The organism is Pantoea sp. X-Soil-OKNW-556, from assembly GCF_059730695.1.
This window is the reverse complement of the sequence record NZ_AP035991.1, coordinates 51,779-77,164: the sequence shown is the minus strand read 5'-3', so window position 1 is coordinate 77,164 and position 25,386 is coordinate 51,779. Positions and strand designations below refer to the sequence as shown.

General features: G+C 54.9%; 25 protein-coding genes. 7 read left to right on the top strand and 18 right to left on the bottom strand.

The window, feature by feature from the left end:
• Nucleotides 1-84: 84 nt before the first annotated feature.
• The 3 genes from AC6I8T_RS21035 (at nt 85) to AC6I8T_RS21025 (ending at nt 2,249) form a co-directional block, all read left to right on the top strand.
• Nucleotides 85-999: a LysR substrate-binding domain-containing protein gene (locus AC6I8T_RS21035; RefSeq protein WP_208725947.1), complete on the top strand. Its 915-nt coding sequence runs from the start codon at nt 85-87 to the stop codon at nt 997-999.
• 255 nt (nt 1,000-1,254) lie between these two features.
• Entirely contained in the window at nt 1,255-1,419 is a 165-nt protein-coding gene (locus tag AC6I8T_RS21030; RefSeq protein ID WP_013511857.1) for a con-10 family general stress protein, read from the top strand.
• A 368-nt stretch (nt 1,420-1,787) separates the two neighbouring features.
• Nucleotides 1,788-2,249, top strand: coding sequence for an OsmC family protein (locus AC6I8T_RS21025; RefSeq protein ID WP_208725948.1), 462 nt, complete (start codon nt 1,788-1,790; stop codon nt 2,247-2,249).
• 3 nt (nt 2,250-2,252) lie between these two features.
• Here the strand turns inward: AC6I8T_RS21025 and AC6I8T_RS21020 are convergent, their stop codons facing one another.
• The 9 genes from AC6I8T_RS21020 to AC6I8T_RS20980 all read right to left on the bottom strand — a co-directional run bounded on the left by AC6I8T_RS21020 (nt 2,253) and on the right by AC6I8T_RS20980 (nt 12,435).
• Nucleotides 2,253-3,329: a diguanylate cyclase gene (locus tag AC6I8T_RS21020; protein WP_208725949.1), complete on the bottom strand. Its 1,077-nt coding sequence runs from the start codon at nt 3,327-3,329 to the stop codon at nt 2,253-2,255.
• Between the two features lie 227 nt (nt 3,330-3,556).
• Nucleotides 3,557-5,392, bottom strand: coding sequence for a methyl-accepting chemotaxis protein (locus tag AC6I8T_RS21015; protein WP_208725950.1), 1,836 nt, complete (start codon nt 5,390-5,392; stop codon nt 3,557-3,559).
• A 174-nt stretch (nt 5,393-5,566) separates the two neighbouring features.
• Complete coding sequence (locus AC6I8T_RS21010; RefSeq protein ID WP_208725951.1) at nt 5,567-6,199, bottom strand: aspartate/glutamate racemase family protein; 633 nt, start codon at nt 6,197-6,199, stop codon at nt 5,567-5,569.
• 43 nt (nt 6,200-6,242) lie between these two features.
• Entirely contained in the window at nt 6,243-7,520 is a 1,278-nt protein-coding gene (fabF, locus tag AC6I8T_RS21005; RefSeq protein ID WP_497834339.1) for a beta-ketoacyl-ACP synthase II, read from the bottom strand.
• A gap of 20 nt (nt 7,521-7,540) precedes the next feature.
• Nucleotides 7,541-9,100, bottom strand: a complete 1,560-nt coding sequence (locus AC6I8T_RS21000) for a DHA2 family efflux MFS transporter permease subunit (RefSeq protein WP_497834338.1) — start codon at nt 9,098-9,100, stop codon at nt 7,541-7,543.
• The gene (locus AC6I8T_RS20995; protein ID WP_208725954.1) at nt 9,097-10,122 is read right to left on the bottom strand and encodes an HlyD family secretion protein; all 1,026 of its coding nucleotides are present in this window, start codon (nt 10,120-10,122) and stop codon (nt 9,097-9,099) included. Before AC6I8T_RS20995 ends, AC6I8T_RS21000 begins: the two co-directional genes overlap by 4 nt.
• Complete coding sequence (locus tag AC6I8T_RS20990) at nt 10,119-10,664, bottom strand: winged helix-turn-helix transcriptional regulator (RefSeq protein WP_208725955.1); 546 nt, start codon at nt 10,662-10,664, stop codon at nt 10,119-10,121. Before AC6I8T_RS20990 ends, AC6I8T_RS20995 begins: the two co-directional genes overlap by 4 nt.
• Before the next feature lie 219 nt (nt 10,665-10,883).
• Nucleotides 10,884-11,429: a GNAT family N-acetyltransferase gene (locus AC6I8T_RS20985; RefSeq protein WP_497834513.1), complete on the bottom strand. Its 546-nt coding sequence runs from the start codon at nt 11,427-11,429 to the stop codon at nt 10,884-10,886.
• Complete coding sequence (locus AC6I8T_RS20980; RefSeq protein ID WP_208725956.1) at nt 11,422-12,435, bottom strand: LacI family DNA-binding transcriptional regulator; 1,014 nt, start codon at nt 12,433-12,435, stop codon at nt 11,422-11,424. Before AC6I8T_RS20980 ends, AC6I8T_RS20985 begins: the two co-directional genes overlap by 8 nt.
• Before the next feature lie 283 nt (nt 12,436-12,718).
• On the opposite strand from AC6I8T_RS20980, the gene ascF reads away from it, so the two are divergent.
• The gene (gene ascF / locus AC6I8T_RS20975) at nt 12,719-14,167 is read left to right on the top strand and encodes a PTS cellobiose/arbutin/salicin transporter subunit IIBC (RefSeq protein WP_497834337.1); all 1,449 of its coding nucleotides are present in this window, start codon (nt 12,719-12,721) and stop codon (nt 14,165-14,167) included.
• Between the two features lie 12 nt (nt 14,168-14,179).
• Nucleotides 14,180-15,610 (top strand): 6-phospho-beta-glucosidase, encoded by a 1,431-nt coding sequence (locus AC6I8T_RS20970; RefSeq protein WP_208725958.1) that lies wholly within the window; start codon nt 14,180-14,182, stop codon nt 15,608-15,610.
• A gap of 57 nt (nt 15,611-15,667) precedes the next feature.
• On the opposite strand, the gene AC6I8T_RS20965 is transcribed toward AC6I8T_RS20970, so the two are convergent.
• From AC6I8T_RS20965 to AC6I8T_RS20950, 4 genes are all read right to left on the bottom strand, one after another.
• Entirely contained in the window at nt 15,668-16,267 is a 600-nt protein-coding gene (locus AC6I8T_RS20965; RefSeq protein ID WP_497834336.1) for a nucleotidyl transferase AbiEii/AbiGii toxin family protein, read from the bottom strand.
• A 26-nt stretch (nt 16,268-16,293) separates the two neighbouring features.
• Nucleotides 16,294-16,566 (bottom strand): nucleotidyl transferase AbiEii/AbiGii toxin family protein, encoded by a 273-nt coding sequence (locus tag AC6I8T_RS20960; RefSeq protein WP_497834335.1) that lies wholly within the window; start codon nt 16,564-16,566, stop codon nt 16,294-16,296.
• Nucleotides 16,563-17,333, bottom strand: coding sequence for a type IV toxin-antitoxin system AbiEi family antitoxin (locus AC6I8T_RS20955; RefSeq protein WP_208725959.1), 771 nt, complete (start codon nt 17,331-17,333; stop codon nt 16,563-16,565). The genes AC6I8T_RS20960 and AC6I8T_RS20955 overlap by 4 nt, the downstream gene beginning before the upstream one ends.
• Before the next feature lie 98 nt (nt 17,334-17,431).
• Nucleotides 17,432-18,481 (bottom strand): NAD(P)-dependent alcohol dehydrogenase, encoded by a 1,050-nt coding sequence (locus tag AC6I8T_RS20950; RefSeq protein ID WP_208725960.1) that lies wholly within the window; start codon nt 18,479-18,481, stop codon nt 17,432-17,434.
• 111 nt (nt 18,482-18,592) lie between these two features.
• Between AC6I8T_RS20950 and AC6I8T_RS20945 the strand changes: the two genes are divergently transcribed.
• A complete protein-coding gene (locus AC6I8T_RS20945) occupies nt 18,593-19,024 on the top strand; it encodes a winged helix-turn-helix transcriptional regulator (RefSeq protein ID WP_497834334.1) in 432 nt (143 codons plus the stop codon).
• Here AC6I8T_RS20945 and AC6I8T_RS20940 read toward each other — a convergent pair.
• Nucleotides 18,966-19,790 (bottom strand): helix-turn-helix transcriptional regulator, encoded by an 825-nt coding sequence (locus AC6I8T_RS20940; protein WP_497834333.1) that lies wholly within the window; start codon nt 19,788-19,790, stop codon nt 18,966-18,968. The two genes, AC6I8T_RS20945 and AC6I8T_RS20940, sit on opposite strands and share 59 nt — an antisense overlap.
• A gap of 104 nt (nt 19,791-19,894) precedes the next feature.
• Here AC6I8T_RS20940 and AC6I8T_RS20935 point away from each other — a divergent pair, with 104 nt between their 5' ends.
• The gene (locus AC6I8T_RS20935) at nt 19,895-20,782 is read left to right on the top strand and encodes an SDR family oxidoreductase (protein ID WP_497834332.1); all 888 of its coding nucleotides are present in this window, start codon (nt 19,895-19,897) and stop codon (nt 20,780-20,782) included.
• An 80-nt stretch (nt 20,783-20,862) separates the two neighbouring features.
• On the opposite strand, the gene AC6I8T_RS20930 is transcribed toward AC6I8T_RS20935, so the two are convergent.
• The 4 genes from AC6I8T_RS20930 to AC6I8T_RS20915 all read right to left on the bottom strand — a co-directional run bounded on the left by AC6I8T_RS20930 (nt 20,863) and on the right by AC6I8T_RS20915 (nt 25,343).
• On the bottom strand, nt 20,863-21,684 hold the full coding sequence (locus tag AC6I8T_RS20930; protein ID WP_208725964.1) for a Cof-type HAD-IIB family hydrolase: 822 nt from the start codon (nt 21,682-21,684) through the stop codon (nt 20,863-20,865).
• Nucleotides 21,685-21,897: 213 nt separating this feature from the next.
• Nucleotides 21,898-22,599, bottom strand: coding sequence for a biuret amidohydrolase (biuH, locus tag AC6I8T_RS20925; protein ID WP_208725965.1), 702 nt, complete (start codon nt 22,597-22,599; stop codon nt 21,898-21,900).
• Nucleotides 22,592-23,902, bottom strand: a complete 1,311-nt coding sequence (locus AC6I8T_RS20920) for a purine-cytosine permease family protein (RefSeq protein ID WP_497834331.1) — start codon at nt 23,900-23,902, stop codon at nt 22,592-22,594. Before AC6I8T_RS20920 ends, biuH begins: the two co-directional genes overlap by 8 nt.
• A complete protein-coding gene (locus AC6I8T_RS20915; protein WP_208725967.1) occupies nt 23,895-25,343 on the bottom strand; it encodes an amidase in 1,449 nt (482 codons plus the stop codon). Before AC6I8T_RS20915 ends, AC6I8T_RS20920 begins: the two co-directional genes overlap by 8 nt.
• Nucleotides 25,344-25,386: the final 43 nt, after the last annotated feature.

Sequence of the window (25,386 nt, the reverse complement as noted above, 5' to 3'; positions counted from 1 at the left end):
CCGTCAGTATCGCCAGCCACAACGCAGTTGAAAAACGCATTAAACTGCCGTTGAATGTGAGTTTTACTCAATATGGCAAAACCCATGTCACTTCCTCCTCTTTATGCGCTACGGGCTTTTGCCTGCGCCGCCCAATACGGTTCCTTTAGTCAGGCGGCGACGGTGCTGCACGTCACACCGGGTGCTATCAGTCGACATATCCGCACGCTGGAAACGTTGTTTGGCTGCGAACTGTTTATTCGTCGGGGACCTAAAGTGGAGGTCAGCGCCGCAGGCCGCGTGCTGGCGACACAACTACAATCAGGATTCGACAGCCTCGAACGCGCCTGTGCCGCCTTTAGCCAACAAAGTAAAAACCTGCGCCTGAAGGCCCCCTCGACCTTGACCATGCGCTGGTTGCTGGATGTGTTACAGGCATTTCGTGAGAAAAACTCAACACCTGAAGTGGCAATCTCCAGCGTCTGGATGGCAACAGACAGTGTCGATTTCAGTCGTGAACCTTTTGATTGCGCGATTTTATTGGGTAACGGCGATTTTGGCCCCGGCACCGAGAGTCACCTGTTATTTAAAGAGTGGCTGATTCCTGTCTGTTCCCCCGCTCTGAAACCGCAGGCACAGCAGGATCTCGCAAGCTGCGAACTGATTCACCCCACCGCTGACCGGCGGGACTGGCAGCGCTGGTTAAGGGGAGTCGGACTGACGCCGGGCGCGAACCTTTGGCAGGGCAAAGTCTTCGACACGCTGGAGCAAGGCAATATGGCCGCAATCAGTGGTCACGGTATCTCGGTTGGAGATCTGTTGCTGAGTCTGAATGCGCTGCGCGACGGACTGCTGACGCTTCCTTTTCCCCAGGCGGTGGCAACCGGCGACGGTTATTATTTTGTCTGGCCGGCCAACGCCCCGTTTAGCGCCGCACGCGACACGCTACTGAGCTGGTTGCGTGATCATCTTCCCGCCCTGCCAACAACCGGAATCGATGGGTTAATACTGATGAAATAACCGACTCCTGGATGGGATATAACAGCACATGCCCTATTCTCCACAATGAAAATAGATAGCAACCTAACGAATATAAATAAGCCCGAGACATCATATTAATTATTTATTTCTTACATGAACAAAACGGCAAAAATGCCAACTTAGGATTATTCTTAGTTTGCCTTAATTAAAATTACCGCTACAGTTATTCTTGCTTCCTGATGTGAGAAGAAGCGCGCTCTGTTAATCGGCAAATACATCGAAGAGGAATAAACAATGACGCAACGTCGTGGTGGTTCAGGTAACTTTGCAGAAGATAAGCAACGCGCGGCTGAAGCGGGTCGCAAAGGTGGTCAGATGAGTGGTGGGAATTTCCGCAATGACCCGGAGCGTGCCATCGAAGCCGGTCGAAAAGGAGGAAAAATCAGTCGCCGCAAGTAAAGCAAACGCTCAGATATTCCATATTCAATCTATTTTTGTGGAAACGCATATCCTGACCATCGCCTGTTCGACGTCGGGAGGTGTTTTTATTACCCGCAAACACCAGGCTATTTCCCTACCATCTTATACAATCAGTCGATTTAATTTGTACAGGGTTATATTTCTTGTACAAATTAAATCTGCGCTATATATATTTATTCCGGCATTCTGGAATATCCGCTGAATACCCTAACTTAATAATAAATCATGATTTATTGCATCTTTGATGCTACTTTATGTTGCAAGCCCCAGGTGTCTGCGCCCTGGTGATTGCAGAAGATCTATACAATGCGCGATAAATCGCCCCGCCTCATAAAAGGAGCAGCACGATGGCAGCACGGGAACATCATTATCAGGTGACGGTTCGCTGGACCGGCAATCGCGGTGACGGCACCGCCAGCTATACCGCTTATGATCGCAATGGCGAATTGCTGGCAAACGGCAAACCCACCTTGCCCCTCAGCGCCGATCCCGCGTTTCGTGGCGATGCCAGCCGCTGGAACCCGGAAGAGCTGTTGCTCGCCGCCGCGTCTGCGTGTCATAAGTTGTGGTATTTGCATCTGTGCGCCGATGCCGGGATTAACGTGGAAAGTTACGAAGATGCCGCTGAAGGCACTATGGTGGAAGGTGTGCGCGGTCGGTTTACGCAAATCACCCTGAAACCGCGCATCACCTTGCGCAACCCGGCAGATGCCGAGCGCGCAAGAGAACTGCATCATCAGGCGCATGAGGCCTGTTATATCGCTAACTCACTTAACTTTCCGGTAAGCTGCGAACCCCGCTTCGCATAAACGTCAGGCCGCGCCGGCCAGTACGGGTTGCCACAACCGCACCCCGTTACGTCCGGCGCGTTTCACTTCATACAGAGCTTCATCAGCATGACGCAGCCAGTAGCCAAGTGACTCCGCACCGGCTGCTGCTGCGATGCCAATACTCACTGAACAACTGAAATCCGGCGAGGCCGGCAAACGCAGTTGCGCAATTTTCTCTTTCAACCGTTCCGCCAGCAGCACCACGGATTCATCACAGGAATGATGCACAATCACCCCCAACTCATCGCCGCCAAAGCGGGCGGGGATATCCTGGATGCCGACATAGTTGCGCAATAACGCGGAGATCTCCGCCAGCAAAAAATCGCCCGCTTCATGGCCCCAGGTGTCGTTAACCGCTTTGAAATTATCGACATCAATCAGCAGCAGATATGCGCTGCTGTCACCACGACGGGTGCTGAGAAATTCACTCTCCAGCCGCCGTTCAAACAGACGCCGGTTGGGGATTTCCAGCCCAGGATCCATCAGCGCGATACGTTCCAGTTCGCGATTGCGTTTGCGCAACTGCCAGGTGAGGTTGTACGACGCAACGCTGAGCGCCAGCATATAAATCGTTGCCAGCGGCAGCGTCAGCCAGACAGTTTGCGTGCTGAAGGTGGGCCGGAAGCCAGTGCCATCCACCAGCCAGACCATCATAAAGGTACAAAAGAAGGCCTGAAGCGCGGCAATCAGTTGCGCACTGCCTCCCGCCGCATAACGATCCGAGGCCAGCACCGCCATAATAATAAACGAGGGCATGGGGCTGAGCCCCATCAGCGCGACCCAGGCCCCGCCAAAGGCCGCGTCCAGTGTCAAATTACGCCGCTCGGTGGCGGTGGAATCTACAGCGTGCAACGCCAGACGATACGCGATCCACGGCCAGATAAATGCGTTGGTAAACAGCAGACCGCACAGCTCAAGGCTACGGTTCATTTCCATCAACACGGAAAGAATAGGGAAGAAACACAAGATCGTGCCGAGCTGGCGCATTAAAAACATGCGGCGAACGAAGCGCACCGAACGACGCTTCAGGTGATTATCATCAGGTGAGTAGTAATTCATTCACGGGCAATATCAGACCGACAAGACATGCAGTTTATCGGAAAAGCATTAAACCGCGTGTACTTTTTCAGATTTTTTCCCTTGAATAGACACGACAGCACAATTTTTTTCCATTATGGGGAAAATAAGCACTGGCCCCATTGGTCGCAACGCGATTTATCGTGCGGTTTTCCCAAAAAAAACAGCGCGATAAATCGCGCTGTTCCTGAATGGTGCTCCGGTGCTTGTTAGCTTGCTTTACCTTGCAGACGGAATTGTGCCACCAGACGTTCCAGCATCAGTGCCTGTTCTTCCAGTGAATTTGCGGAGACAGACGAGGCGCTGACCAGCGAGGCGTTCTGCTGAGTGGTGGTGTCCAGTTCACCCACGGCACGGGCAATTTGTTCAATACCACGGCTCTGTTCATCCGACGCCGCCGAAATTTCTTCCATGATCTCATTCACGCGCGCAATGCTGCCGAGAATTTGATCCATAGTTTCACCGGCACGCGCCACCTGCTGATGACCGTTGCTGATACGGCTGACCGATTCGCTGATCAGCTGTTCAATATCTTTTGCTGCCTGCGAACTGCGCTGTGACAGGTTACGCACTTCACTTGCCACCACGGCGAAACCACGTCCCTGCTCACCCGCACGCGCAGCTTCCACGGCGGCGTTCAGGGCAAGGATATTGGTCTGGAAAGCGATGCTGTTGATCACCGCGGTAATATCAGCAATTTTCTTCGAGCTATCAGAAATTTCACCCATAGTGCTGACCACATCGCGTACCGCGACACCGCCCTGATTAGCATTGCGTGTGGCTTCTGCGGCGATTTGGCTGGCCTGACGCGCATTCTCGGCATTATTTTTCACCGTAGCGGTCAACTGCTCCATGCTGGCGGCAGTCTCAACCACCGCCGCCGCCTGCTGTTCCGTGCGTGAGGACAGGTCGAGGTTACCCTGATTGATCGCGCTGGCTGCCTGCGACACGCTGTTGACGCTACTTAACACGTCGCCAATCATGCTGCGCAGCCGTTCATTCATTCTGCCCATCGCTGAGGTCAGCTTGCCTAACTCATCACGACGATCGGTGGCAAACTGCGAACTGAGATCACCACTGGCAATGCGCTCCGCCAGTTCGAGGTTATGGAATACCGGCTGGGTAATTTGACGGATGATGTACCAGGCCACCAGCACGCCCAACAGGATCGCCAGCCCGCCAATCAACAGCGACAGGGTGGAAGAACCGTTAGCCAGTTCATCGTTGCGTGTTTTAACAATGGTGATGACTTTCTTGATGGCCGCGCTGCTTTTATCACCCGCCACTTTTACGCCGTCTTCCGCGCTGCGCAGTTGCGCATAAGCCTGAGCCGCTTGCAGGCTCAGGTCTTTAAAGCGTTCGGTATCCTGCCATAGCGCGGTAAAGCCCCCCTGCTGTTCTGGCGGAAGTTGCGCCAGTAACGCTTTCATCCCCTGATCGGCGCTACGGAAGTGGGCTTCCAGCGCGTTACGCAACGGTTCGCTGACGTTGAAGCGCAGCGCCAGCGCCTCTTCCCGCACATTGCTGATGGCAAACAGTTGGTCGTAAATCTGGTTGGTCAATTCCGGCGTGGCTACCGGGGTACGGATCAGTTGGGTATAACGGGAGGTGGTGTCCTGCTGGCTGATATTATCGAGTTGAGCTCGCAGGCTATTCAGTTGCTGGGTGGCCTGCGTCATCGCGCCGATACGTTGCTGGAAATCGGTGAGATGGCTGCCGATCTCGTCGATAATCGGTGCGGCATCGTCTGACCAGTTGAGTTTTTTGGCCTCCCCGGTCAGTTGCTGCGCATGGGTGACATATTTCGCCATCACCGCGCCAGACTGATCATCGCCATAAAGGTACTTCAGGCGGTTAATTTTTGCCTGGAACACTTCAATATTGATGTCATAAATCAGATTCGTTTTTTGATAGATATTATGAATTTCGTTGAAACGCTGTACGCTCAGCCCGGTAGCAAGCGCCACCAGCAACAGCACAATACCGAATCCTGCCGACAGTTTTCGGGTTATGCGCACGTTTCGCAATCGCGATACCAATCCCATGTTTCCCACTCCTGCGTTTATCATTTTTGTAAGGGTTACTGAGAGGGTTATCGGAGGGATTAGGGAATTGTTTATTGTCGGAAGCATAAAAAAAGCGCGCCGCAACGATTGAATGGGATCCGTAGCGGCGCGATTTATCGCGCAATCCGTGACGCGTTTATCGCGCAAGGGGTATTACTGCGGGGCCAACTGACTGATAAACAGCCCCGCCGCGCTGACCGCATCAACGGCGATACCGCCCAATTGCGCGCGGATACTATCGCCCAACGCGATGGTCGAGAAGCCGGTGCAGGAGAAGGCAATCACCTCAATCCCTTCGCGATACAAACCCTCGGCACAGGCCAAAGCACTGGCGCGGCCTTCCGTCGTCAGCAGATCGGTGGTGTTGCGAATCCCTTCTGGCCGCGCATAACGCACTGACTCACCCAGCAACTGGCGGAACGGTGCCGGTGCGGTGGCACCTATCCCCATCACTGCCACCGGTCTTTTTAACATGCGGGCGATACTGGCCGCTGCACTGCCCGCGCTAATTACCGGTACCGTCACGGCCGCACGTAACTCAGCCAGCCCCGGGTCGGCGGCACAGCTGAGAAACAGCGCATTGCAGCCCTCCGCTTCCAGTTGCTGGCCCAACGTCACAATTTTGGGCACTGCCAGCGCCTCGCTGGCATCGTCAAAAATACCTTTAGGTTGATCGGGAATCGCCCGGCTCACCGATGCAATGCCATACTCCTGGTGAATTAACCGCCCGTGTTCTTCAACAAAGTGCTGATCCGGGTGGGTCAAAACACGAATAATCCCCAGCATGTCCAAACTCCTGCATGATGTTGTTGTTATTTTGCTGACGCCGCTACGCCTGCCAGCGGCGGAAAATCAGGCTAGCATTGACGCCGCCAAAACCAAAACCATTCGACAACACATATTCCATCGGCATCGGGCGCGCGGTTAACGCCACCAAATCCAATCCCTCCGCCGCCACATCGGGTTGGTGCAGGTTCAGCGTCGGTGGTGCCAACTGGTCACGCAATGCCAGAATGCTGAAGATGGCTTCAACACCCCCCGCCGCACCTAACAAATGGCCGGTGGCCGATTTGGTTGAGGTGATCGCCACCGGGCTGTCGGCAAACAGCGCGCGGATCGCCGCCAGCTCCCCTTTATCGCCCACCAGGGTTGAGGTGGCGTGTGCATTGATATGTTGAATTTGCGACGGAGTAATCCCGGCCTGGCGTATGGCGGTTTGCATGGCCCGACGCGCACCGCTGCCATCTTCCGGCCCGGCGGTGAGATGGTAAGCATCGGCGCTGGTGCCGTATCCCACCACTTCCGCCAACGGGGTCGCGCCGCGCGCCTGGGCATGATCCAGCGATTCAATCACCAGCAACCCCGCTCCCTCGCCCATGACAAAACCGTCGCGCTGTTGATCGAAAGGTCGCGAAGCGCTGGCAGGCTGGTGGTTAAATCCGCTGGACAGCGCTTTCGCCGCGGCAAATCCGCCGAGGCTGACACGATGAATCGCCGCTTCGCTACCGCCGCACAAGGCGATATCCGCCTCTCCACTTCGGATCAGGCGTACCGCATCGCCAATCGCCTGCGCACCGGCAGCACAGGCTGTCACCGGCGCACCAATCGGCCCACGAAAGCCGTGCGCAATCGAGACGTGACCCGCCGCCAGATTGGCAAGAAAGGAAGGTACGGTAAAAGGTGACAGGCGACGTGGACCACGGTTATGAGTGGTTTCTACCGCCGCCGCGATTTCATTAAAGCCGCCGATGCCGGTGGCAATGATGGTCGCGGTTCGCTCGCGCAACGCTTCCAACTGAGGAAACCAGTTAGCCTGGGTGAGCGCCTCATGAGCAGCTACCAGCGCAAACTCAATAAAGCGGTCCATTTTTTTGCGCTCCTTGGCCGGGATAACCGCCAGCGGATCAAAGCCATGTTGCGGGTCCTGTTCTACCGAGGGCACCTGACCGGCGATTTTGCAGGGGATATCCTGCACGATGGCTTCGGGCAACGGGCTGATCCCGGATTGCCCCTGCACAAGGGCGCGCCAGACATGTTCCACGCCGCACCCCAGTGGGCTGACGATCCCCATGCCGGTAACGACGATGCGTTTTAATGAGATATCCATATGATCTCCAGTTGTGATGATTAGGTTTTTGGCACTTTCATAAACGGCACCAGCAATGCGGCGATAAAGAATCCGATCATGATCAGCCAGAACGCGTCGGCAAAAGCCTGAGTTTTGGCTTCACGCAGCGTCAGTGCCGCAAGGTTTTTCAGCGCGGCAGTCTGTGCAGCATCGGGGCTGAAACCCTGCTGGGTCAGCGCAGCGGTGGATGTGTGCATAAATTCGCCCAGCGTCAGGCTGGCACTGTTGAGATGGTCTGCGAGACGGCTGTAATGCAGGTTGGTGCGATCATTAAGTATAGTGCCGCACAGGGCGATGCCGATGGCCCCACCCAGATTACGCATCAGGTTAAACAGCCCGGATGCCAGTTTGAGGCGCGGCGGTGGCAGGCTACCCAGCGTCAGTGTCACTGTCGGTGCGACGGCAAATTGCTGCGCCATACCACGAAACGCCTGTGGCAGCAGCAGCTGATCTGCACCCCAGTCGTGAGTAATCGGCACAAAACTGTACATCGATACGCCAAAAGCAATCAGCCCGGCCGCCAGCAGCCAGCGCAGATCCACCCGATTAGCCAGCCACGAGTACAGTGGAATCGACAGCACCTGGAACAGGCCGGTAGAGAAGATCGCCAGACCAATTTCCAGCGCGCTGTAACCCCGCACCGTGCCGAGAAAAAGAGGCGTGAGATAGATGGTGGCAAAAATGCCAACCCCCGCCATAAACGAAAAATAGCAACCGAGGGTAAAGGTACGATCTTTTAGCGCGCGTAAATCCATCACCGGTTGCGCGTGGCGCAGCGTACGGATGATAAACATCACGCCACATACCAGCGCCAGCCAACCGGTGATGGTCAGGGTGCTGTCGTCAAACCATCCCCAGCGCGGCCCCTCTTCCAGCGTATATTCAAGACAGCCCAGCGATACGGCCAGCAAGCCGATACTGAGATAATCAGCGCCGCGTAACAACGAGGTATCCGGCGTATCGATTTTTACCAGCGCAGGCACCGCCAGCGTGATGTATATGCCCGGCACGATATTGATGAAGAACAACCAGTGCCAGTTGAAATTCTCTGTGATCCACCCGCCGACAGTGGGGCCAAGTGTCGGGGCCAGCGATGCCAGCCCACCAATCGTGGCGGCGGCAATCACCCGTTGCTTACCCTGGAAAAAGGCAAAGGCGGTGGTAAACACCAGCGGGATCATCGAACCCCCAGCCAGTCCCTGCAAGGCGCGAAACGCAATCATGCTCTGGATATTCCACGCCCAACCACACAACACGCTCATCAGGGTGAAACCGGCCGCCGAGGCGGCGAACAACCAACGCGTTGACATGACCCGCGCCAGCCAACCGGAAAGCGGGATAATGATGATTTCGGCAATCAGATAGCTGGTCTGCACCCAGACGGTTTCGTCATCCCCCGCCGACAGACCACCACCGATGTCACGCAATGAGGCCGAAACAATCTGGATATCCAGCAGCGCAATAAACATGCCGAGACACATAGTGGCAAAGGCAATGACTTTTTTGCTGACCGGCATCTCTAATGCCGGTGCAGCAGGCAAGGCCGTCTGGCTGCTCATGGCGCAGGTTTCTCATCAACCGTTACCGTAACCGACAGCCCCGGACGCAACAGCCCCAGCTTTGCCGCTTCGCCATCCAGCGCAATACGTACCGGGACACGTTGCACGATTTTGGTGAAGTTACCGGTGGCATTCTCCGCTGGCAGGATGCTAAAGCGTGAACCGGTGGCAGGCGACAGACTGACAACATGGCCGGTAAAGGTACGGCCCGGCAACACATCAGCGACGATCTGCGCCTGTTGTCCGGCCTGTAAATGCGCCAGTTGGTTCTCTTTAAAATTGGCATCTACCCACAACCCCTGTGCAGGCACCAGCGAGAGCAATTGCGTACCGCTGCTGACGTAAGCTCCGGACCAGGCGCGGCGATTACCGATCACCCCATCAAAAGGGGCACGAATTTCGGTATAGCCAAGATTGAGTTTTGCCATTTCCAGACCCGCCTGCGCCTGTACCAGCGCCGCTTGCGTCTGTTTCTCACGCGCATCCAACACCTGTAACTGGCGCTCCGCAACGCTTTTATCGGCGCGAGCTTTGCTCTCCTGCGCCACCGCCTGACGGTAATCCGCCTGCGCGTAGTCGCGGGTTTGCGCAGAGACCGTCTGCACCAACGCCCCATAACGTCGGTTGTCGCCTGCGGTTTTTTCCGTCATCGCCTGTGCGGCATTCACTGCCGCTACTGAACCGGCGATGGTGGCGAGTTGTAACTCACGCGTGGCGGCGATATCCGCCAGCGCAGCCTGCTGAGCGTCGACTTCTCCACTGGCTTTCATCAGTGCTGCCTGATAATCACGCGCATCAAGCCGCACCAACAGATCACCTTTTTTCACCCGCATGTTGTCCTGCACGGCGATTTCCTGCACGTAGCCCGCCACTTTGGCGGAGATGGTGCTGATATCGCCGCCGACATACGCATCATCGGTCGATTCAACAAAACGGCCGGACTGCCACCACCACAGGCCATAACCCGCAGCCAGTACCACGGCGGCAACCGCCACTAACGGGATCACTTTGCGCCTGTTCATGGCTTATCCACCTGTTTCGCCGGTGGGACAAATTTCAGCGCTGGCTCACCCGCACGTTTTTTCTGGATGTATTCGTGACGATAGCGAATCACTGGCGCGGCTACCGGACCGGGCACGATCGAATACTTATCCGCGGTCAGCGGCTCACGCGTTTCGCTATCCACCATAATCGCCTGCACCGGACGTTGGGTGGCGGTTTCCACCAATTGCACCTGACGACCTTCCGGCGAGAAGTGGCGGCTACCCCACTCCACCAACGCCAGAATGACAGGACGAAAATCACGTCCGATCTCGGTGAGGTGATATTCGTAGCGCGGCGGGGTGCTGCTGTAGCACACCTTCTCCAGCAGTCCATCCTCCACCAGCTCCTTCAGGCGTCGGGAAAGGATGTTCGGGGCGATGTCGGCATTCTTTTGAAATTCATCAAAGCGGGTAAAACCTGCTAGCGCATCACGCAGAATAATCATGCTCCAGCTATCGCCAATGCGTCCGAGGCTGCGGGCAATGGGACAAGGGGCGTGGCAAAGCGGTTCGTTTTTCATCTTGCTGGCTCGGGTTGGTTCGCAATGCGCTCAGATTTCCACAGTAACTATCAAAATGCAAGTTACTCTGATTGGCAGGAAGTGTCGCGGCGCAATTTATTGCGCAGATTTTTCCCTCAGCGTGCACGAAACCGCGCGATAAATCGCGCCGCTACGGGTGAGCCAGTCAGGGTGTAAAAATGTTTTTTTAACAGATGTGTATCAGGCAGGTTTTACCGCTTAATATCTGAACTCTTCGCTTAACAAGCCAAAAATCCAGTCATCCTGCCAACGACCATGCAGGAAATAGTTTTGCCTGAGCGTGCCTTCCTGATGAAATCCAGCGTTAAACAAGGTCCTGCGTGAAGCTTCATTTCCTGAAGTCACCGTGGCGGTTAATTTGCGATACCCCAGGATATTAAATGCGAAACGGGCAATATCTTTTAGCGATTCACTGCCAAAACCCTGACCATGAAATTCGGCGGCGAGGATAAAACCCACTTCCGCAATGCCTTCATCACGCTCGATAAAGCCGGTGACGCCCATCGGTGTATCTGTATTCTTTTGACACATAACAAGACATAACCAATGCTCACTGCCTTTATGCCAGGGTTGCAAACGTTTCTCGAAAGACTGGATTCTGATTTCTTCATCCGTGCGTGAATCGCTAATAAAATGCATGACGTGACGGTCCTGATTTAACGCCTTGAAAAATGGCCAGTCAGCAGGTTCGAGGCAGCGATAATCCAGCCTGACAGAAGAGATTTCCTTGTAATGTTTAACCATATGGCCCCGGCCCGATAGATTCGCGCATGACCAGGCGCGCGGTGAAATTTTTGTTCTGCGCCATATTGCCGCCATCCAGCATCGACACCAGTTGTTCAATGGTCTGCTGGACCATTTCGGTCACCGGAATTTTCATACTCGACAGTGAAGGAATGGTAAACGGGGCCAGCGGGATATCATCAAAACCCACCACCGACACCTGTTCAGGCACGGCAATCTTCGCGGCAGCGAGTTGTTTCATGGCGCCAATCGCCATCTCATCGTTGCTGGCAACAATGGCGCTGAAGTGACACCCGCGTGCCAGCAAGGACGCCACCGCCGCCATGCCACTTTGCGCATGCCACTTACCCTCGACAATCAGCGCATCCTGCACCGCGATCTGATGCCCGGCCAGCGCCGCTTTATAGCCGGAAAGACGTTCCAGCCCGGTAGGAGAATCCAGTGATCCGGTAATAAAGGCGATATCACGATGGCCCAGCGCAATCAGTTGGTTGACCGCCAGCGTGCTGTTGGCGTGTTGATCGGAATAGATACAGAAACTCTGATGCTGCCGCAGACGGCGGTTAATCACCAGAATCGGTTGTTTATGTTGGGAGATAATGTCGTCCATCTCATCGATGGAGAGAAAACGGGGGTAAATGATGATGCCGTCGCAACGCAAATCAAGCAGAAACTGAATCGCCGCACGCTCTTCGGCTGCGCTGTGTTTGCCATCGGCGAGGATCAGCTGTCGCCCCTGTTGCTCCATCAGGCGCGCCGAGTGAGCCATCAGCTCGCTGAAATAACTGCCGCTGTAGAGCGTGTTGGTAATCACCAGCCCGATGGTTTGCGTCGATTTCACCGCCAGATTACGTGCCAGCAAGTTGGGGCGGTAATCCGTCTCGGCGATCGCCCGCAGTACCCGTTCGCGTTTTTCCTCGCCCACATAGCCATTCCCCGATAACACGCGGGATACCGTTGCTTTTGACACACCGGCTTTTTTCGCCACTTCGAGAATGGTTGTCATCGTTTTCTCATCGCAATCAAGACGAATCGCAGTTTACCTAACATGCTCATAGATTAGGAAATTTTTCTCCTGACTGCCGCCCTGCCGTCACAGCCATTAAGTGATGAGCGTCACAATGTTTTAAATCAAATTTCAAATGTCTTGTCAGGTTAAAAATACAACTTCATTATTTTGTGAAACCGGTTTCTCATGATGAGAAACTGAACATCTGGTTGCCTCTGCCCTACAGCTGATGCACGAACGGCCAGATAAGCGACCTATTTTGATAAGAGACGAAAAATCCATGTCGAAGAATTATGCCGAGATCTCCCGCGCCATCGTCCAGGCGCTGGGTGGTGCCGAAAACATTGAAGCCGTCACGCATTGCATGACCCGGCTGAGATTTGTCGTCAAGGACACGGGCCTGGTGGACAACGCCGTGCTGAAAGCAATCCCCGGTGTGATGGGCGTGGTGCACGCCGATACCCAGTGCCAGGTGATTATCGGCAACAACGTTGGACAGGCGTTTCAGGAAGTGCTGAAGCTGGCAACACCGGGTTCAGCACCTGCCGCACAACCCGTACGGCGCAAAATCACCCTGAAACGCATCGGTGCCGGGATTCTTGATGCGCTGGTCGGCACCATGTCACCCCTGATCCCCGCCATTATTGGTGGTTCGATGGTGAAACTACTCGCCATGATCCTCAATATGACCGGCGTGTTCGCGGAAGGCTCCTCAACGCTGGTGATCCTCAACGTCATCGGCGATGGCGCATTTTTCTTCCTGCCGATCATGGTCGCGGCTTCTGCGGCGCTGAAATTTAAAACCAATATGTCGCTGGCGATTGCGATCGCTGGCGTGCTGGTGCATCCCAATTTTATCGACCTGATGGCTAAAGCCGCACAGGGCCAGGCGGTGGAGTTTGCTTATATCCCGGTGACGGCAGTCAAATATACCTACACCGTGATTCCGGCTCTGGTGATGACATGGATCCTGTCGCACATTGAACGCATTATCGATCGTATCACCCCGGCAGTGACCAAAAACTTCCTGAAACCGATGTTGATTGTGTTGGTTGCCGCACCAATCGCCATCGTACTGATTGGCCCGCTGGGTATCTGGATTGGTAGCGGGATTTCCTCGCTGGTGTACACCATCCACGGTTATCTTGGCTGGCTGTCAGTGGCCATTATGGGGGCGCTCTGGCCCCTGCTGGTGATGACCGGTATGCACCGTGTGTTCACCCCCACCATCATCCAGACTATCGCGGAAACCGGCAAAGAAGGCATGGTGATGCCCTCAGAAATTGGAGCCAACCTGTCGCTCGGTGGCTCCTCCCTTGCGGTCGCGTTCAAGACCAAAAACCCGGAACTGCGTCAGACGGCTTTGGCGGCAGCAGCTTCAGCGATTGTTGCCGGGATTTCAGAACCGGCATTGTATGGCGTGGCGGTGCGGCTAAAACGCCCACTGATCGCCAGCCTGATCAGTGGCTTTATCTGCGGCGCGGTGGCCGGTATTGGCGGTCTTGCCAGCCATTCGATGGCCTCGCCAGGCCTGTTCACCAGCGTGCAGTTTTTCGATCCCAATAACCCGATGAGCATCGTCTGGGTCGGTGCAGTGATGGCGCTGTCGGTGGTGCTCTCGTTTGTTTTGACCCTGGTGCTGGGCTTTGAGGATATCCCGGTTGCGGAATCCAGCCCGAAAACACCAGACGCGGTGGTTGACGCCGCAAAACCTGTAAACGCCAATTAATTGAGGATTTTCATGTCTGAACTGACATTTCCTGCGGGATTCTTATGGGGCGGCGCCCTTGCCGCCAACCAATCGGAAGGGGGGTATCTGGCAGGCGGCAAGGGACTGACAACCGTGGATATGATCCCACATGGCCCACATCGTATGCCTGTCAAGCTGGGGCTGGAGCAGCGTTTCACCCTGCGTGAAGACGAATATTATCCCAGCCATCAGGCCATCGATTTCTACCATCGTTACAAAGAAGATATCGCGTTGATGGCAGAGATGGGCTTTAGCGTATTCCGCACCTCGATTGCCTGGAGTCGTCTCTATCCCAATGGCGATGAGCTGCAACCCAACGCGGAAGGTATCGCTTTTTATCGCGATGTGTTCCGCGAATGTAAAAAGCACGGTATCGAACCGCTGGTGACGCTGTGCCACTTCGATGTGCCAATGCATCTGGTGACGGAATACGGTTCGTGGCGCAATCGTAAAATGATTGAGTTTTTCGCCCGCTATGCCCGCACCTGCTTTGAGGCTTTTGATGGCCTGGTGAAGTATTGGCTGACGTTCAATGAAATCAATATCTTGCTGCACAGCCCGTTCTCTGGCGCAGGTCTGGTGTTTGAAGCTGACGAAAACCCTGAGCAGGTTAAGTATCAGGCGGCACACCATGAGCTGGTTGCCAGCGCGCTGGTGACGCGCATCGCCCATGAGGTCAACCCGCAAAACCAGGTCGGTTGCATGCTGGCGGGCGGTAACTTCTACCCGTGGTCGAGCAAACCAGAAGATGTCTGGGCCGCCCTCGAAAAAGATCGCGAAAACCTGTTTTTTATCGATGTGCAGGCGCGTGGCGCTTACCCCTCATACTCGGCCCGGGTGTTCCGCGAGAAGGGAGTGAAGATTGAGATGGCACCTGAAGATACCGAGATCCTGAAAAACACCGTGGATTTTGTCTCCTTCAGCTACTACGCCTCGCGTTGTGCTTCCGCCGAGATGAACGAACAAAACAGCAGCGCTGCCAACGTGGTGAAATCGCTCACCAATCCGCACATTAAACGCAGCGAGTGGGGCTGGGGCATTGATCCGCTCGGTCTGCGCATCACCATGAACATGATGTATGACCGTTACCAGAAACCGCTGTTCCTGGTGGAGAATGGCCTTGGCGCACGCGATGAGATTAACGCCGACGGTGAAATCCATGATGATTACCGCATCAGCTACCTGCGGGAACACATTCACGCGATGGCGCAAGCGATTGATGATGGCATCCCGGTGATCGGTTACACCACCTGGGGCTGCATTGACCTGGTTGCGGCCTCGACCGGTGAGATGAGTAAGCGCTACGGTTTTGTCTACGTGGATCGCGACGACCACGGACAGGGTTCGCTGAACCGTATGCGTAAAAAATCGTTCTGGTGGTACAAGAAAGTCATTGCCAGTAATGGGCGGGATTTGGCGTAGTCTGGATTTACATGGGGCGACTACTTTGGTCGCCCTCTGACGAGATGAGTCAGCTTATCAACCAGTTAGAATCATTTCCAGATTTTCCAGTTGAGTCCTCCATGCTTCATGATTATGTTCCCTGAATTTCTCCAGGTTAACCATTTTCCACTTTACCGATGGATAATGCTGGTAATCATATATATCCCAGTCTGGTTCCAGTCTATTTAAGGATATCAAAAATCGTTTGTCTTCCTGAGTTAACCGGGTCCTGATAAGGCGAATTAACTCTGACCTTATCTCTTCATAATCATCATAACTAAAGGCAACATTGCTCATCCCCTCAAATTGATTCATAAAGGCTACTCTTTGATCTTGTAGATGAGGGTCAAGCATTTCAAATGTTGGCCGGTTACTACTTACCAGACCAAAAATCAGCCCTTTCTTAATTTCTTCGGTGAAGCCTTCATTGTTCAACAATAATTTCACATCAAACAAATCTCGTGGATGTTGTCGATCAAGGGCCGCACACAACTTACCACCAAATAGCTGAGATATTGGTACAATCGGGACGACACAAAATGCATCAAATTGCTCCTGGGCAGCATCACATAATGGCATCATGATCTTTTCACCGAGCAAACCTCGCCCTACCGGATTCACTTTAATTTTAATCACTACTTCGCTATCTGTGACCTGTAGTTTTAAACATCCGATCGATGCTGGACATGCATCGTATTGCGTAATCCAATAATATTTTTTTGAATGCGGATAAGTGCATCATTTATGGCCGTGAGTGATGTCGCTCTTTCGGCAATGTCAATATAGGTCAGATCAATATCGACAGAGAGCCTGGGCATATTACGCAGAAACAGATTTATTGCTGTACCGCCATGCATAGCTAAGCATTTTTCCTTCGCCACTTCTGGCAATACATCTAATAGCAGCTGAACTTGTTTCTTGTAAGCATTATTCACCGAATTGATTCCAACTCCTTTGGTACAATTATTTGGTATTTCGGGATATATATCCCGTTATCCACAATGGCTCTTTTCCCTTTGCCAAGATCTATTCTTTCTTTTTTTAAATAATTGAACCAGTCATGCCCAGCCTTGTCTGCCAAATACATAAACAGACGTTTGACCTTAACCGATGTACACTCTTCCAAAAGTTTTTGCACGGATGTCGGCCTTAGATTATTAAGCCCTTCCATCAATTCGTAAACTTCCAGCAACGGTTGCTCTCCCGGACTCAGGTAAAGACACTCCATCACAGCACGAGTGGGGCCGGATACTTTAACACTGAAGCCTCTGTGCTCAATATCAACCAAGCCAAGTTCAGCGGGTAAAAAACCAGACAACTTAAAGTTTACCTGCTTCTCCCATTCTTGTTTTACAAACCATAGCGGTGGCTTGTCAGCTGGTGAGCCAAATAACATGACACTCTTCTCAGCAAGCCCCAGGTAATGGGACTTGCCTTGTAGTGACAACGCCGTTTTAGCACCCGGATGCAGAGTCATCCCCAGGTGTGCTTGTAATGCGTAGACTGCCCCCAGATAGTCCACGTCATCATCCCACCGAACCATCGCGCCAGTACCGATCGTTCTAAACCACCGACTCTTTCTGTATTGCTTCTGTAACTCAAGGCTATAACCTTGTTGTGCTAACCACGCAGAGGTGAGCACGATTCCTGAAGGAATCATGCTCAGTAAAGAGTTTATTTTTGATGTTTTTGGGGTATTCATACTACCTTTATAGGCATATTTTTAATCCACAGCAACAGGCGGGTTTAAAAAAATGCATTTTACGGTATTATTTATACCTAAAACATATGAAAAATTTCTTACCAGCGCGTAGCCTGCATATCAATCACGAAGCGATACTTCACATCACCGCGCAACATGCGCGCAAACGCGGTTTCGATCGCCTCTCCAGCAATCAGTTCAATATCCGCCGTGATAGCGTGTTGACCACAGAAATCCAGCATGTCCTGGGTTTCTTTGATGCTGCCGATGGACGATCCACTGATGCTGAGACGGCGGTTCACTATCGGGCTGACGTTGGGAGACGGATGCGGCTGCTCGGGAATCCCCACCAGCACCAGTTTGCCGTTGGTTTTTAACGTTGCAAGGTAGGGGTCGAGATCGTGCGGGGCAGAGACACAGTCGAGAATCAGGTCCAGAGAAGCCTGGCAGGCCGCCATCTGCGCGGCATCACGCGAGATGACCACTCGCTTCGCACCTAAGCGCAGCGCATCTTCGCCCTTTTGCGGCGAGGTGGTAAACAAGGTCACTTCGGCACCCAGCGCACTCGCCAGTTTTACGGCCATATGCCCTAAACCACCGAGTCCTACCACGCCGACGCGGTCCCCGGCTTTCACGTTACCATAACGCAGTGGCGACCATACCGTGACGCCCGCACACAACAGCGGAGCGACACCCGCCAGCGGCAGGTTGGTCGGAATCGCCACGACAAAGTGTTGGTCCGCCACCACATGCTGCGCATAGCCGCCCCAGGTGCTGCCGCCAGTATATTTATCCGTGCCGTTATAGGTCGCGGTCCATCCGGCTTCACAATATTGTTCTTCCTGCTGCTGGCAGAAATGACACTCGCGGCAGGAATCGACCATGACGCCGACACCCACTAAATCCCCGGCCTGAAAGCGTGAAACGCTTTTGCCCGTTTCCACAACACGTCCAACAATTTCATGTCCCGGCACCAGCGGATAGTTGCTGACGCCCCATTCATTGCGCGCCATATGCAGATCCGAATGGCAAACGCCACAATAAAGGATCTCAATTTTGACATCCTGAGCCTGCACGCTGCGCAGCGCGATCTGACCAGAAGAGAGGGGTTGTGTGGCATGGGGTGCGACTAACGCGTTGATTTTCATTGCGCCTCCGAAAGCTTGTGGCAATGGCTGTGTGAAGGCGGCAGACTATAAAGAACAAGGTTCAGAATTGATAGTAGTCACCATTTGGTGACCATCCGAGGAGATAAGCACATGCCCGCCTGGGTTGACGGTAAATTGATGTTCTTCGCGGATTCCCCCCCGCGTCGCCTGATGGATCTTTTTTCTCTGAAGTGGAGCAGCATGGTGCTGCATGCGTTGTATCACTGGCCGGATCATCGCGCCCGTACTGGCGAACTTCAACGCAGTTTGCAGGGGATTTCGAAGAAGATGCTGTTTCAAACCCTTAAAGAACTGGAACAGCGCGGCCTGATCGCGCGCCATGTTTATGAGGTGATACCGCCAAAGGTAGATTACCGCCTGACGTCACTCGGTATGACCCTTGCCGCACCGATTGAACAGATGTATCAATGGGGACTGGAGAATCAGGCCGCGCTGGACCAGATGGCCGCCAACTACCACGCGGCTACGGACGCGCCATCAAACGTAGCATGCACAGCTGATCCTGCTCCCGACGCGGATTAAATACCACCAGGCTCAGACCGGGTTTGCCCTCGACGGCAAAGGTGCTGTACTCCAGCTCCAGCACCCCTTCGTCCGGTAGCCAGAGTTGTTTAATGCCTTCCCCGTGCTGGCTGACTTCCTGCGATTGCCACAGGTGACGGAAGGTTTCACTCATGGCGCACAACTCCGCCACCAGCGCACGCACATGTTCGCTGGCCCCGGTGCGCGCCACATCGGCGCGGAAGTTCGCCACCAGGTCGCGCGTGACCTTCTCCCACTCGGGTAAGCGCTTTTTCATCTGTTCATCGCGGAACATCATTAGCAAGATATTGCGCTGCTCGGGTGGCAGTTGCGCATAATCGACAAAAACTTTGGTGGCCGCCCGATTCCACGCCACCACCTGCCATTCGGCGGTTTTCACCAGCGCCGGAGTGCCTGGCATGCTGTCCAGCACCCGTTGCAACGAAGGAGATACGCTCACTCCGCCCTGCCAACTGACGCCAGGCAGACGATTCTGCGCCAACAGAAACAGGTGATCGCGCTCGGCGGCACTCAACTCCAGCGCCTTCGCTATCCTTTCCAGCACCACTTCAGACGGCGCACCGCCTCTGCCCTGTTCCAGCCAGGTATACCAGGTGGTGCTGACGCAGGCGCGTATCGCCACTTCTTCCCGGCGCAGACCCGGGGTACGACGGCGCTGCATCGGAAAGCCGAGTCGGGCTGCATCCAGCCGCTGGCGGCGTTCACGCAGATAATTGCCCAGCAGATTGTCGTCTTGCATCGTCATGGTGTTTATCCTGTTAGTCCCGATACCCGTATAAGCTCACGACTGTTCACCCGATCGCTGGCTTTTATCATAGTGCCTGTTAACAGCCTGTGAGGAGCACGAATATGCGAATTTTTGTGACCGGGGCGAGCGGCTTTGTTGGCTCAGCCATTGTGAAAAAACTGCACGTGCGTGGTCACGCGGTGCTGGGGCTGGCGCGCAGTGAGGCGTCAGCAGAGAAATTACACCTGCAAGGTGTGACGGTGTTACGCGGCGATCTGGAAGATATAGCCAGCCTGCGCGCCGCCGTGCGCCAGAGCGACGGCGTGATCCATGCCGGTTATATCCACGACTTCAGCCGCATGGATCACGCTGCCGCGGTTGATCAGCAGGCGATTCTGGCGATGGGCGAGGAACTGGCCGGTTCCGATCGACCATTGATTGTGACCTCCGGCACCGCCCTGGTGGCACCGGGACGGTTGGCGACTGAGCAGGATCAACCGGTGGCAGGCGCGCATCCGCGTTCTGCTTCCAACGTAGCGGCACTGGCGCTGGCGGAAAAAGGGGTGCGCGTGGCGCTGGTCCGCTTACCGCCCACGGTGCATGGCGCTGGCGATCACGGTTTTGTACCGATGCTGATTAACCTGGCAAAGGAAAAAGGCACGGCGTTTTACGTGGAAAGTGGCGAGAACCGCTGGCCTGCGGTCAATCGCTTTGACGCTGCCGAGCTGTTTTGCCTGGCGGCAGAGCAGGCGCAAGCGGGAGCGATTTTGCATGCGGTGCAGGAAGAAGGCATCCCCTTCCGCCAGATTGCGGAAACCATTGCCGCCGGATTAACGCTACCGATAAAAAGCCTGACGTTGCAGGAGGCACAGGAAGCGCTGGGCTGGATGGCGCGCTTCGCCGCAACCGACAATCCGACCTCCAGCAGTTGGACGCGCCAGACCTTTAACTGGCAACCAAACGGTCCGGGTTTGTTGCAGGACATGCGCGAGACGGATTATTTTCTCTAGCTATTCTGCATCGTAGCGGCGCGATTTATCGCGCGTTTTTTTAACACCAAAGGTAAAAATCGCGCCGCTACGGTTAGCTGTTATGCGAACGGAAATTCACGCGCCAGCAGACGCGCAATCACATTCAGCGCGCCCTCATCATTGTTGCTTTCGGTTTTATAACGCGACACCGCGCTGACTGGCGCGGCGGCATTCGCCATAGCAAAGCTGTAGCATGCCTGGCGCAGCATTTCGAGGTCGTTAGCACTGTCGCCAATCGCCAGCACCTCACAATCATCAATACCCCATTTCTCCTGCAACAGCGCGATACCATGCGCCTTATGGCAGCCGGGGATAATCAAATCGACAAAGCCAAAGCCACTGGAAACCGGGTGCATGATGTTCTCAATCGCATTCAGTTGCGTGTGCAGACGTTCCAGCAACGCCTCGACACCTTCATGCGCCAGATTGAGCGAAAACTTGAAGATGGTGTCGTCGATATCATAAAGATTGTCGCGTTTTTCCAGACGATGGTAATGGTTGGCAAGCATCGCCATCACCTCATCCGGCATCGAGGTATGTACATAGGCACCATTACGGCCACACACCACGGTACTGATCTCAGGCTCTTTTGCCAGAATATCGAGGATCTGATGCACCGCTGCCGGTGCCAGCTCTCCGCAGAATATCTCTTCGTTGCTGTCCGTTACCCAGGCACCGTTTTCAGCCACAAAGGCAATTTCGTTTTTGATTTCAGGAAAATAGCGCAGCAGCTGATAATATTGATTGCCGCTGGCGACCACGAAACGGATGCCCTTCTCTTTCAGCAACGCGTACTGACGCAAAAAGCGTTGTTTGTTGTACTGCTTGTTGTCATCCAGAAATGTGCCATCCATATCCACCGCAATCATTTTCACTGCCATAGTGCTCTCCTGTAACTGTGTGCCGTCAAATCCATCCGGCTTCAAAGGTTTTATTCAGCTTACTCGCGGTGTGGATTAATGAGAATGTGAATTATCAGATTGTTCACCGCTTTCAGAGATTTCCAGACCAATTATTACTGTAATTGGCCGCCTTTTTCCCTGATCCAGCTACAGATTCCGGCGAGGGCGTTGGTATCACACCCTCGCCCGACATCAGGCCGCAGCGCTCTCGCCCCTCAATCCTGCCAGCAGCGTCTGCGAGCTGGCTACCGCACCAAAGATGCCGCCCTGCATATGGATCATGCTTAAAGCAGCCTCATGATGTTTACGTTCCGTTGCGGCACAACAATCCGCCAATACCAGACATTCAAAGCCACGGTCATTGGCTTCACGTAACGTGGTATGCACACAAACATCGGTGGTGATGCCGCTGATGATCAGATTACGAATGCCGCGACTGCGCAGAATTAACTCCAGGTCGGTGGCATAAAAAGAGCCTTTACCGGGTTTATCAATGATCACCTCATCGGGCAGCGGTGCCAGTTCGGGAATGATCTCCCAGCCCGGCTCACCACGTACCAGAATGCGGCCACAGGGGCCGGGCGCACCAATCTCAGCCTGCATACGCTTTGAACGCCAGCGCTTGTTGGCTGGCAAATCGCTAAGGTCCGGGCGATGCCCTTCGCGCGTGTGAATGATGGGAAAGCCCAGCGCACGCATGGTTGCCAGCACCTGCTGCAACGGCACGATAGGGGCGCGCGTCAGGGCGATGTCGTAACCCATGCTGTCAACATAACCGCCTTTACCACAAAAATCGGTTTGCATATCGATAATCACCAACGCCGTATCGCGCGGGCTGAAGCGACCATCAAACGGCCAGGCATAGGGCGTGGAATCAATGGCATAGTCAGGCATTTTCTTTCTCCAGATTCTGTACGCTGACGGGGCGCTGCATTTTCACAATCAGGGTATAGCTGATTGCCGCGGTCACCAGCCCAATCACCGCTTCACCAAACTGCGGGAAGGCGACATGCGCCAGCACCGCACACAGGCTGCCAATCGCCCAGGCGGCAAAAGCGCTGCCGCGCAGACGGCGAGTCGGGCGTTTTTCACTGACTTTCGCCATGAAGATCAAATCGACAATCATGACCGCGCCAAAAGGTGGCACCACGATGCCGAGCAAACTGAGCCATTCAAGGAAGTAAGACCACACGCCCGCCAGCGCCAGCACGCCGCCAATGGCACCGAGGATCAGCGTCCAGAGTCGCATTTTGCTGCTGAACAGATGACTAAAGCCCACCGCGCCGTTGTACAGGCAATGGGTGCAGACCGAACCGAGATTGATAAACACAAACAGGAAGGCAACCGTCGAGAGCAAGACGCCGTGGCCCATCAGCATCGGCAGGAAATTACCGCCGTTGCTCGCCGGATCAACCGCCGCCCCCACCGCCACAATCACCACACCAAACAGGTACGAGATCACGTTCGCCAGCGGGAAGGCCGAGAACGCGGCGATGACCGCCGAGCGTCCATCTTTGGACCAGCGCGTGAAATCTGCCGTCATGGTGCCTGAATCGGCAAAGCCTGCCACCACCATCGTGACCGCCGTGCCCATACTCATCGCCCCGGCGGCGCTGGCACTACCCTGCCACTGCGTGAGGGTGCTGAAATCATGGTTTTCCGCAATCAGCCACAATGCCACCAGCCCGAGCACCACAAACAGCGGTGCGGCGATCATTCCCAGCACCGAAAGCGCCCGCACCCCGAGAAAAGTGACGCCGGTATACAGCACCATCGCGAACGCGGTCACTGCCAACGCGTTCCAGCCGAAGGTTTGATTAATCACCGTTCCGGTCAGGCCGGTCTGAAAGGCGTACCAGCCAATCACCACCGTCGACAGGAAACCGGACACCAGAATGTAGCCTTTCGTACCAAAGGTTCGTTTTGCCTGGAGCGCAAAGTTCATGCCGGTGTTACCGGCAAACCAACTCAGCGCACCCACATAAGCAAACAACACCAGATTGCCCAGCAGGATGGCAATCAGCGCAGGCCAGAAGCCGAGATGCCAGGTGATGATGCCGCCAAATAACGCATTGGTTAAGATCATCGGAAAACCAAACCACACCGCCGAAACGGAACGCGTTGAATGGCGATGGCTAAGGGGAACAGGTTCGTGTTCGAATTCCTGCTTCAGCGCAGGGGAAGATTTATCACTCATGGACGACTCCGGTAACAGCAGGATAGAAATGATTCCAGGGTTGAATGCGCTCAAAAGCGGCACTTGCCGCCAGCACCAGGCCATCGTCCAGATGACGACCTACAATCTGCATGCCAATCGGTAACCCGCTGGCAGTGAAGCCTGCCGGGACGGATGCCGCCGGTTGGCCGGTAAAATTGAAAGGAAAACAGAAAGAGAGCCAGTGGTCGCTGCGAACCATGCGACCATCAATGATCTCCGGGCCTTGCATGCCCAACGGGAACGGAGGTGTGGCTAACGTGGGCGTCAGCAGCAGGTCGTACCCCTGCATAAAGCGCCACAGTTGATTACTGAGTTTTTTGCGCGCCACCAGCGCATCGGTGAAGGTTTCCGCCTGCCAGTTATGTTGCAGCATGGCAGCCAGATGGGGAGACATGCGCGACCCCAGTTGCGTACGCAGGTCTCGCATGCCATTCAGGTCGCTTTCCAGTGCCACCAGCGCTGAAAAAGCGGCAACTTCATCTTCGATCGCCGGGTTAACCTCCTCCAGCTCTGCCCCGAGTTCGCGAGCAAAGCGACGCGCGGCGGCAGTCACAACGTCGCGCACTTCAGCGTCGACCGCCACATAACCAAAGTCCACGCTAAAGGCGATACGTAAGCCCCGCAGCGGTTTGTCCAGCGCTTGCAGCCAGTCCACGTCACTACAGGGAATGGAGTGTCGGTCACGCATATCCGGGCCAGCCATCACCGACATCATCAGCGCGGCATCTCGCACGCTGCGCGTCATCGGCCCGATATGTTCCAGAGACTCCCAACTGGAAACGCCCGGATAGCGTTCGTCACGGCAACCGGGCCACAGCGGCACCCGCCCCATCGACGCTTTTAAGCCATAGACGCCGCAATGCGCGGCCGGAATACGTACCGATCCCCCACCATCGCTGCCTAACGCGACAGGACAGAGCCGGGCCGCCAGTGCGGCTCCCGAACCGGCGCTGGAACCACCGGGAGTTTTGCTCAGGTCCCACGGATTGCGCGGTGACGGGAACAGCGGATTGTGCCCGACACCGCTATAACCAAATTCCGGCGCGGTGGTTTTCCCCAACAACACCGCATCTGCCGCCAGCAGGCGCTCGACAGTGATGTCATCTTCATCCGGGATAAAATCGGCATAGGCGGCGGAACCGGACGTGGTTTTTACTCCGGCAGTGCAAATCAAGTCCTTCACCGCCAAAGGCACCCCGGCCAGCGCGCCGAGGGGTTCCCCTTTCAGCCGTCTGCTGTCAATTGCGCTGGCTTGTGCCAACGCCCTCTCCGGCACCAGGGTACAAAAAGCCTGCACTTGCGGTTCCCGCTGCGCCAGGCGATCAAACGCCGCTTGCGTTAGTTCGCGTGCTGAAACCTCGCCGTTGCGCACCAATGTCGCCAGCAACGTTGCATCGCCATCCAGTAACTCATCAAACATGACTTTCTCCGGGATAATCGGGGTTACCCGGAGTCAGTGCAGA

Bases quoted from the DNA above. Each gene is read 5' to 3' on its own strand.
- AC6I8T_RS20915 (WP_208725967.1), bottom strand. From the start codon at position 25,343: ATGTTTGATGAGTTACTGGATGGCGATGCAACGTTGCTGGCGACATTG.
- AC6I8T_RS20955 (WP_208725959.1), bottom strand. From the start codon at position 17,333: ATGAATACCCCAAAAACATCAAAAATAAACTCTTTACTGAGCATGATT.
- biuH (WP_208725965.1), bottom strand. From the start codon at position 22,599: ATGCCTGACTATGCCATTGATTCCACGCCCTATGCCTGGCCGTTTGAT.
- AC6I8T_RS21025 (WP_208725948.1), top strand. From the start codon at position 1,788: ATGGCAGCACGGGAACATCATTATCAGGTGACGGTTCGCTGGACCGGC.
- AC6I8T_RS20970 (WP_208725958.1), top strand. From the start codon at position 14,180: ATGTCTGAACTGACATTTCCTGCGGGATTCTTATGGGGCGGCGCCCTT.
- AC6I8T_RS21015 (WP_208725950.1), bottom strand. From the start codon at position 5,392: ATGGGATTGGTATCGCGATTGCGAAACGTGCGCATAACCCGAAAACTG.
- AC6I8T_RS20980 (WP_208725956.1), bottom strand. From the start codon at position 12,435: ATGACAACCATTCTCGAAGTGGCGAAAAAAGCCGGTGTGTCAAAAGCA.
- AC6I8T_RS21035 (WP_208725947.1), top strand. From the start codon at position 85: ATGTCACTTCCTCCTCTTTATGCGCTACGGGCTTTTGCCTGCGCCGCC.
- AC6I8T_RS21010 (WP_208725951.1), bottom strand. From the start codon at position 6,199: ATGCTGGGGATTATTCGTGTTTTGACCCACCCGGATCAGCACTTTGTT.
- AC6I8T_RS20950 (WP_208725960.1), bottom strand. From the start codon at position 18,481: ATGAAAATCAACGCGTTAGTCGCACCCCATGCCACACAACCCCTCTCT.
- AC6I8T_RS20930 (WP_208725964.1), bottom strand. From the start codon at position 21,684: ATGGCAGTGAAAATGATTGCGGTGGATATGGATGGCACATTTCTGGAT.
- AC6I8T_RS20920 (WP_497834331.1), bottom strand. From the start codon at position 23,902: ATGAGTGATAAATCTTCCCCTGCGCTGAAGCAGGAATTCGAACACGAA.
- AC6I8T_RS21020 (WP_208725949.1), bottom strand. From the start codon at position 3,329: ATGAATTACTACTCACCTGATGATAATCACCTGAAGCGTCGTTCGGTG.
- AC6I8T_RS20990 (WP_208725955.1), bottom strand. From the start codon at position 10,664: ATGAAAAACGAACCGCTTTGCCACGCCCCTTGTCCCATTGCCCGCAGC.
- AC6I8T_RS20935 (WP_497834332.1), top strand. From the start codon at position 19,895: ATGCGAATTTTTGTGACCGGGGCGAGCGGCTTTGTTGGCTCAGCCATT.
- AC6I8T_RS20985 (WP_497834513.1), bottom strand. From the start codon at position 11,429: ATGGTTAAACATTACAAGGAAATCTCTTCTGTCAGGCTGGATTATCGC.
- AC6I8T_RS20940 (WP_497834333.1), bottom strand. From the start codon at position 19,790: ATGACGATGCAAGACGACAATCTGCTGGGCAATTATCTGCGTGAACGC.
- AC6I8T_RS21000 (WP_497834338.1), bottom strand. From the start codon at position 9,100: ATGAGCAGCCAGACGGCCTTGCCTGCTGCACCGGCATTAGAGATGCCG.
- AC6I8T_RS20995 (WP_208725954.1), bottom strand. From the start codon at position 10,122: ATGAACAGGCGCAAAGTGATCCCGTTAGTGGCGGTTGCCGCCGTGGTA.
- AC6I8T_RS21030 (WP_013511857.1), top strand. From the start codon at position 1,255: ATGACGCAACGTCGTGGTGGTTCAGGTAACTTTGCAGAAGATAAGCAA.
- ascF (WP_497834337.1), top strand. From the start codon at position 12,719: ATGTCGAAGAATTATGCCGAGATCTCCCGCGCCATCGTCCAGGCGCTG.
- AC6I8T_RS20945 (WP_497834334.1), top strand. From the start codon at position 18,593: ATGCCCGCCTGGGTTGACGGTAAATTGATGTTCTTCGCGGATTCCCCC.
- fabF (WP_497834339.1), bottom strand. From the start codon at position 7,520: ATGGATATCTCATTAAAACGCATCGTCGTTACCGGCATGGGGATCGTC.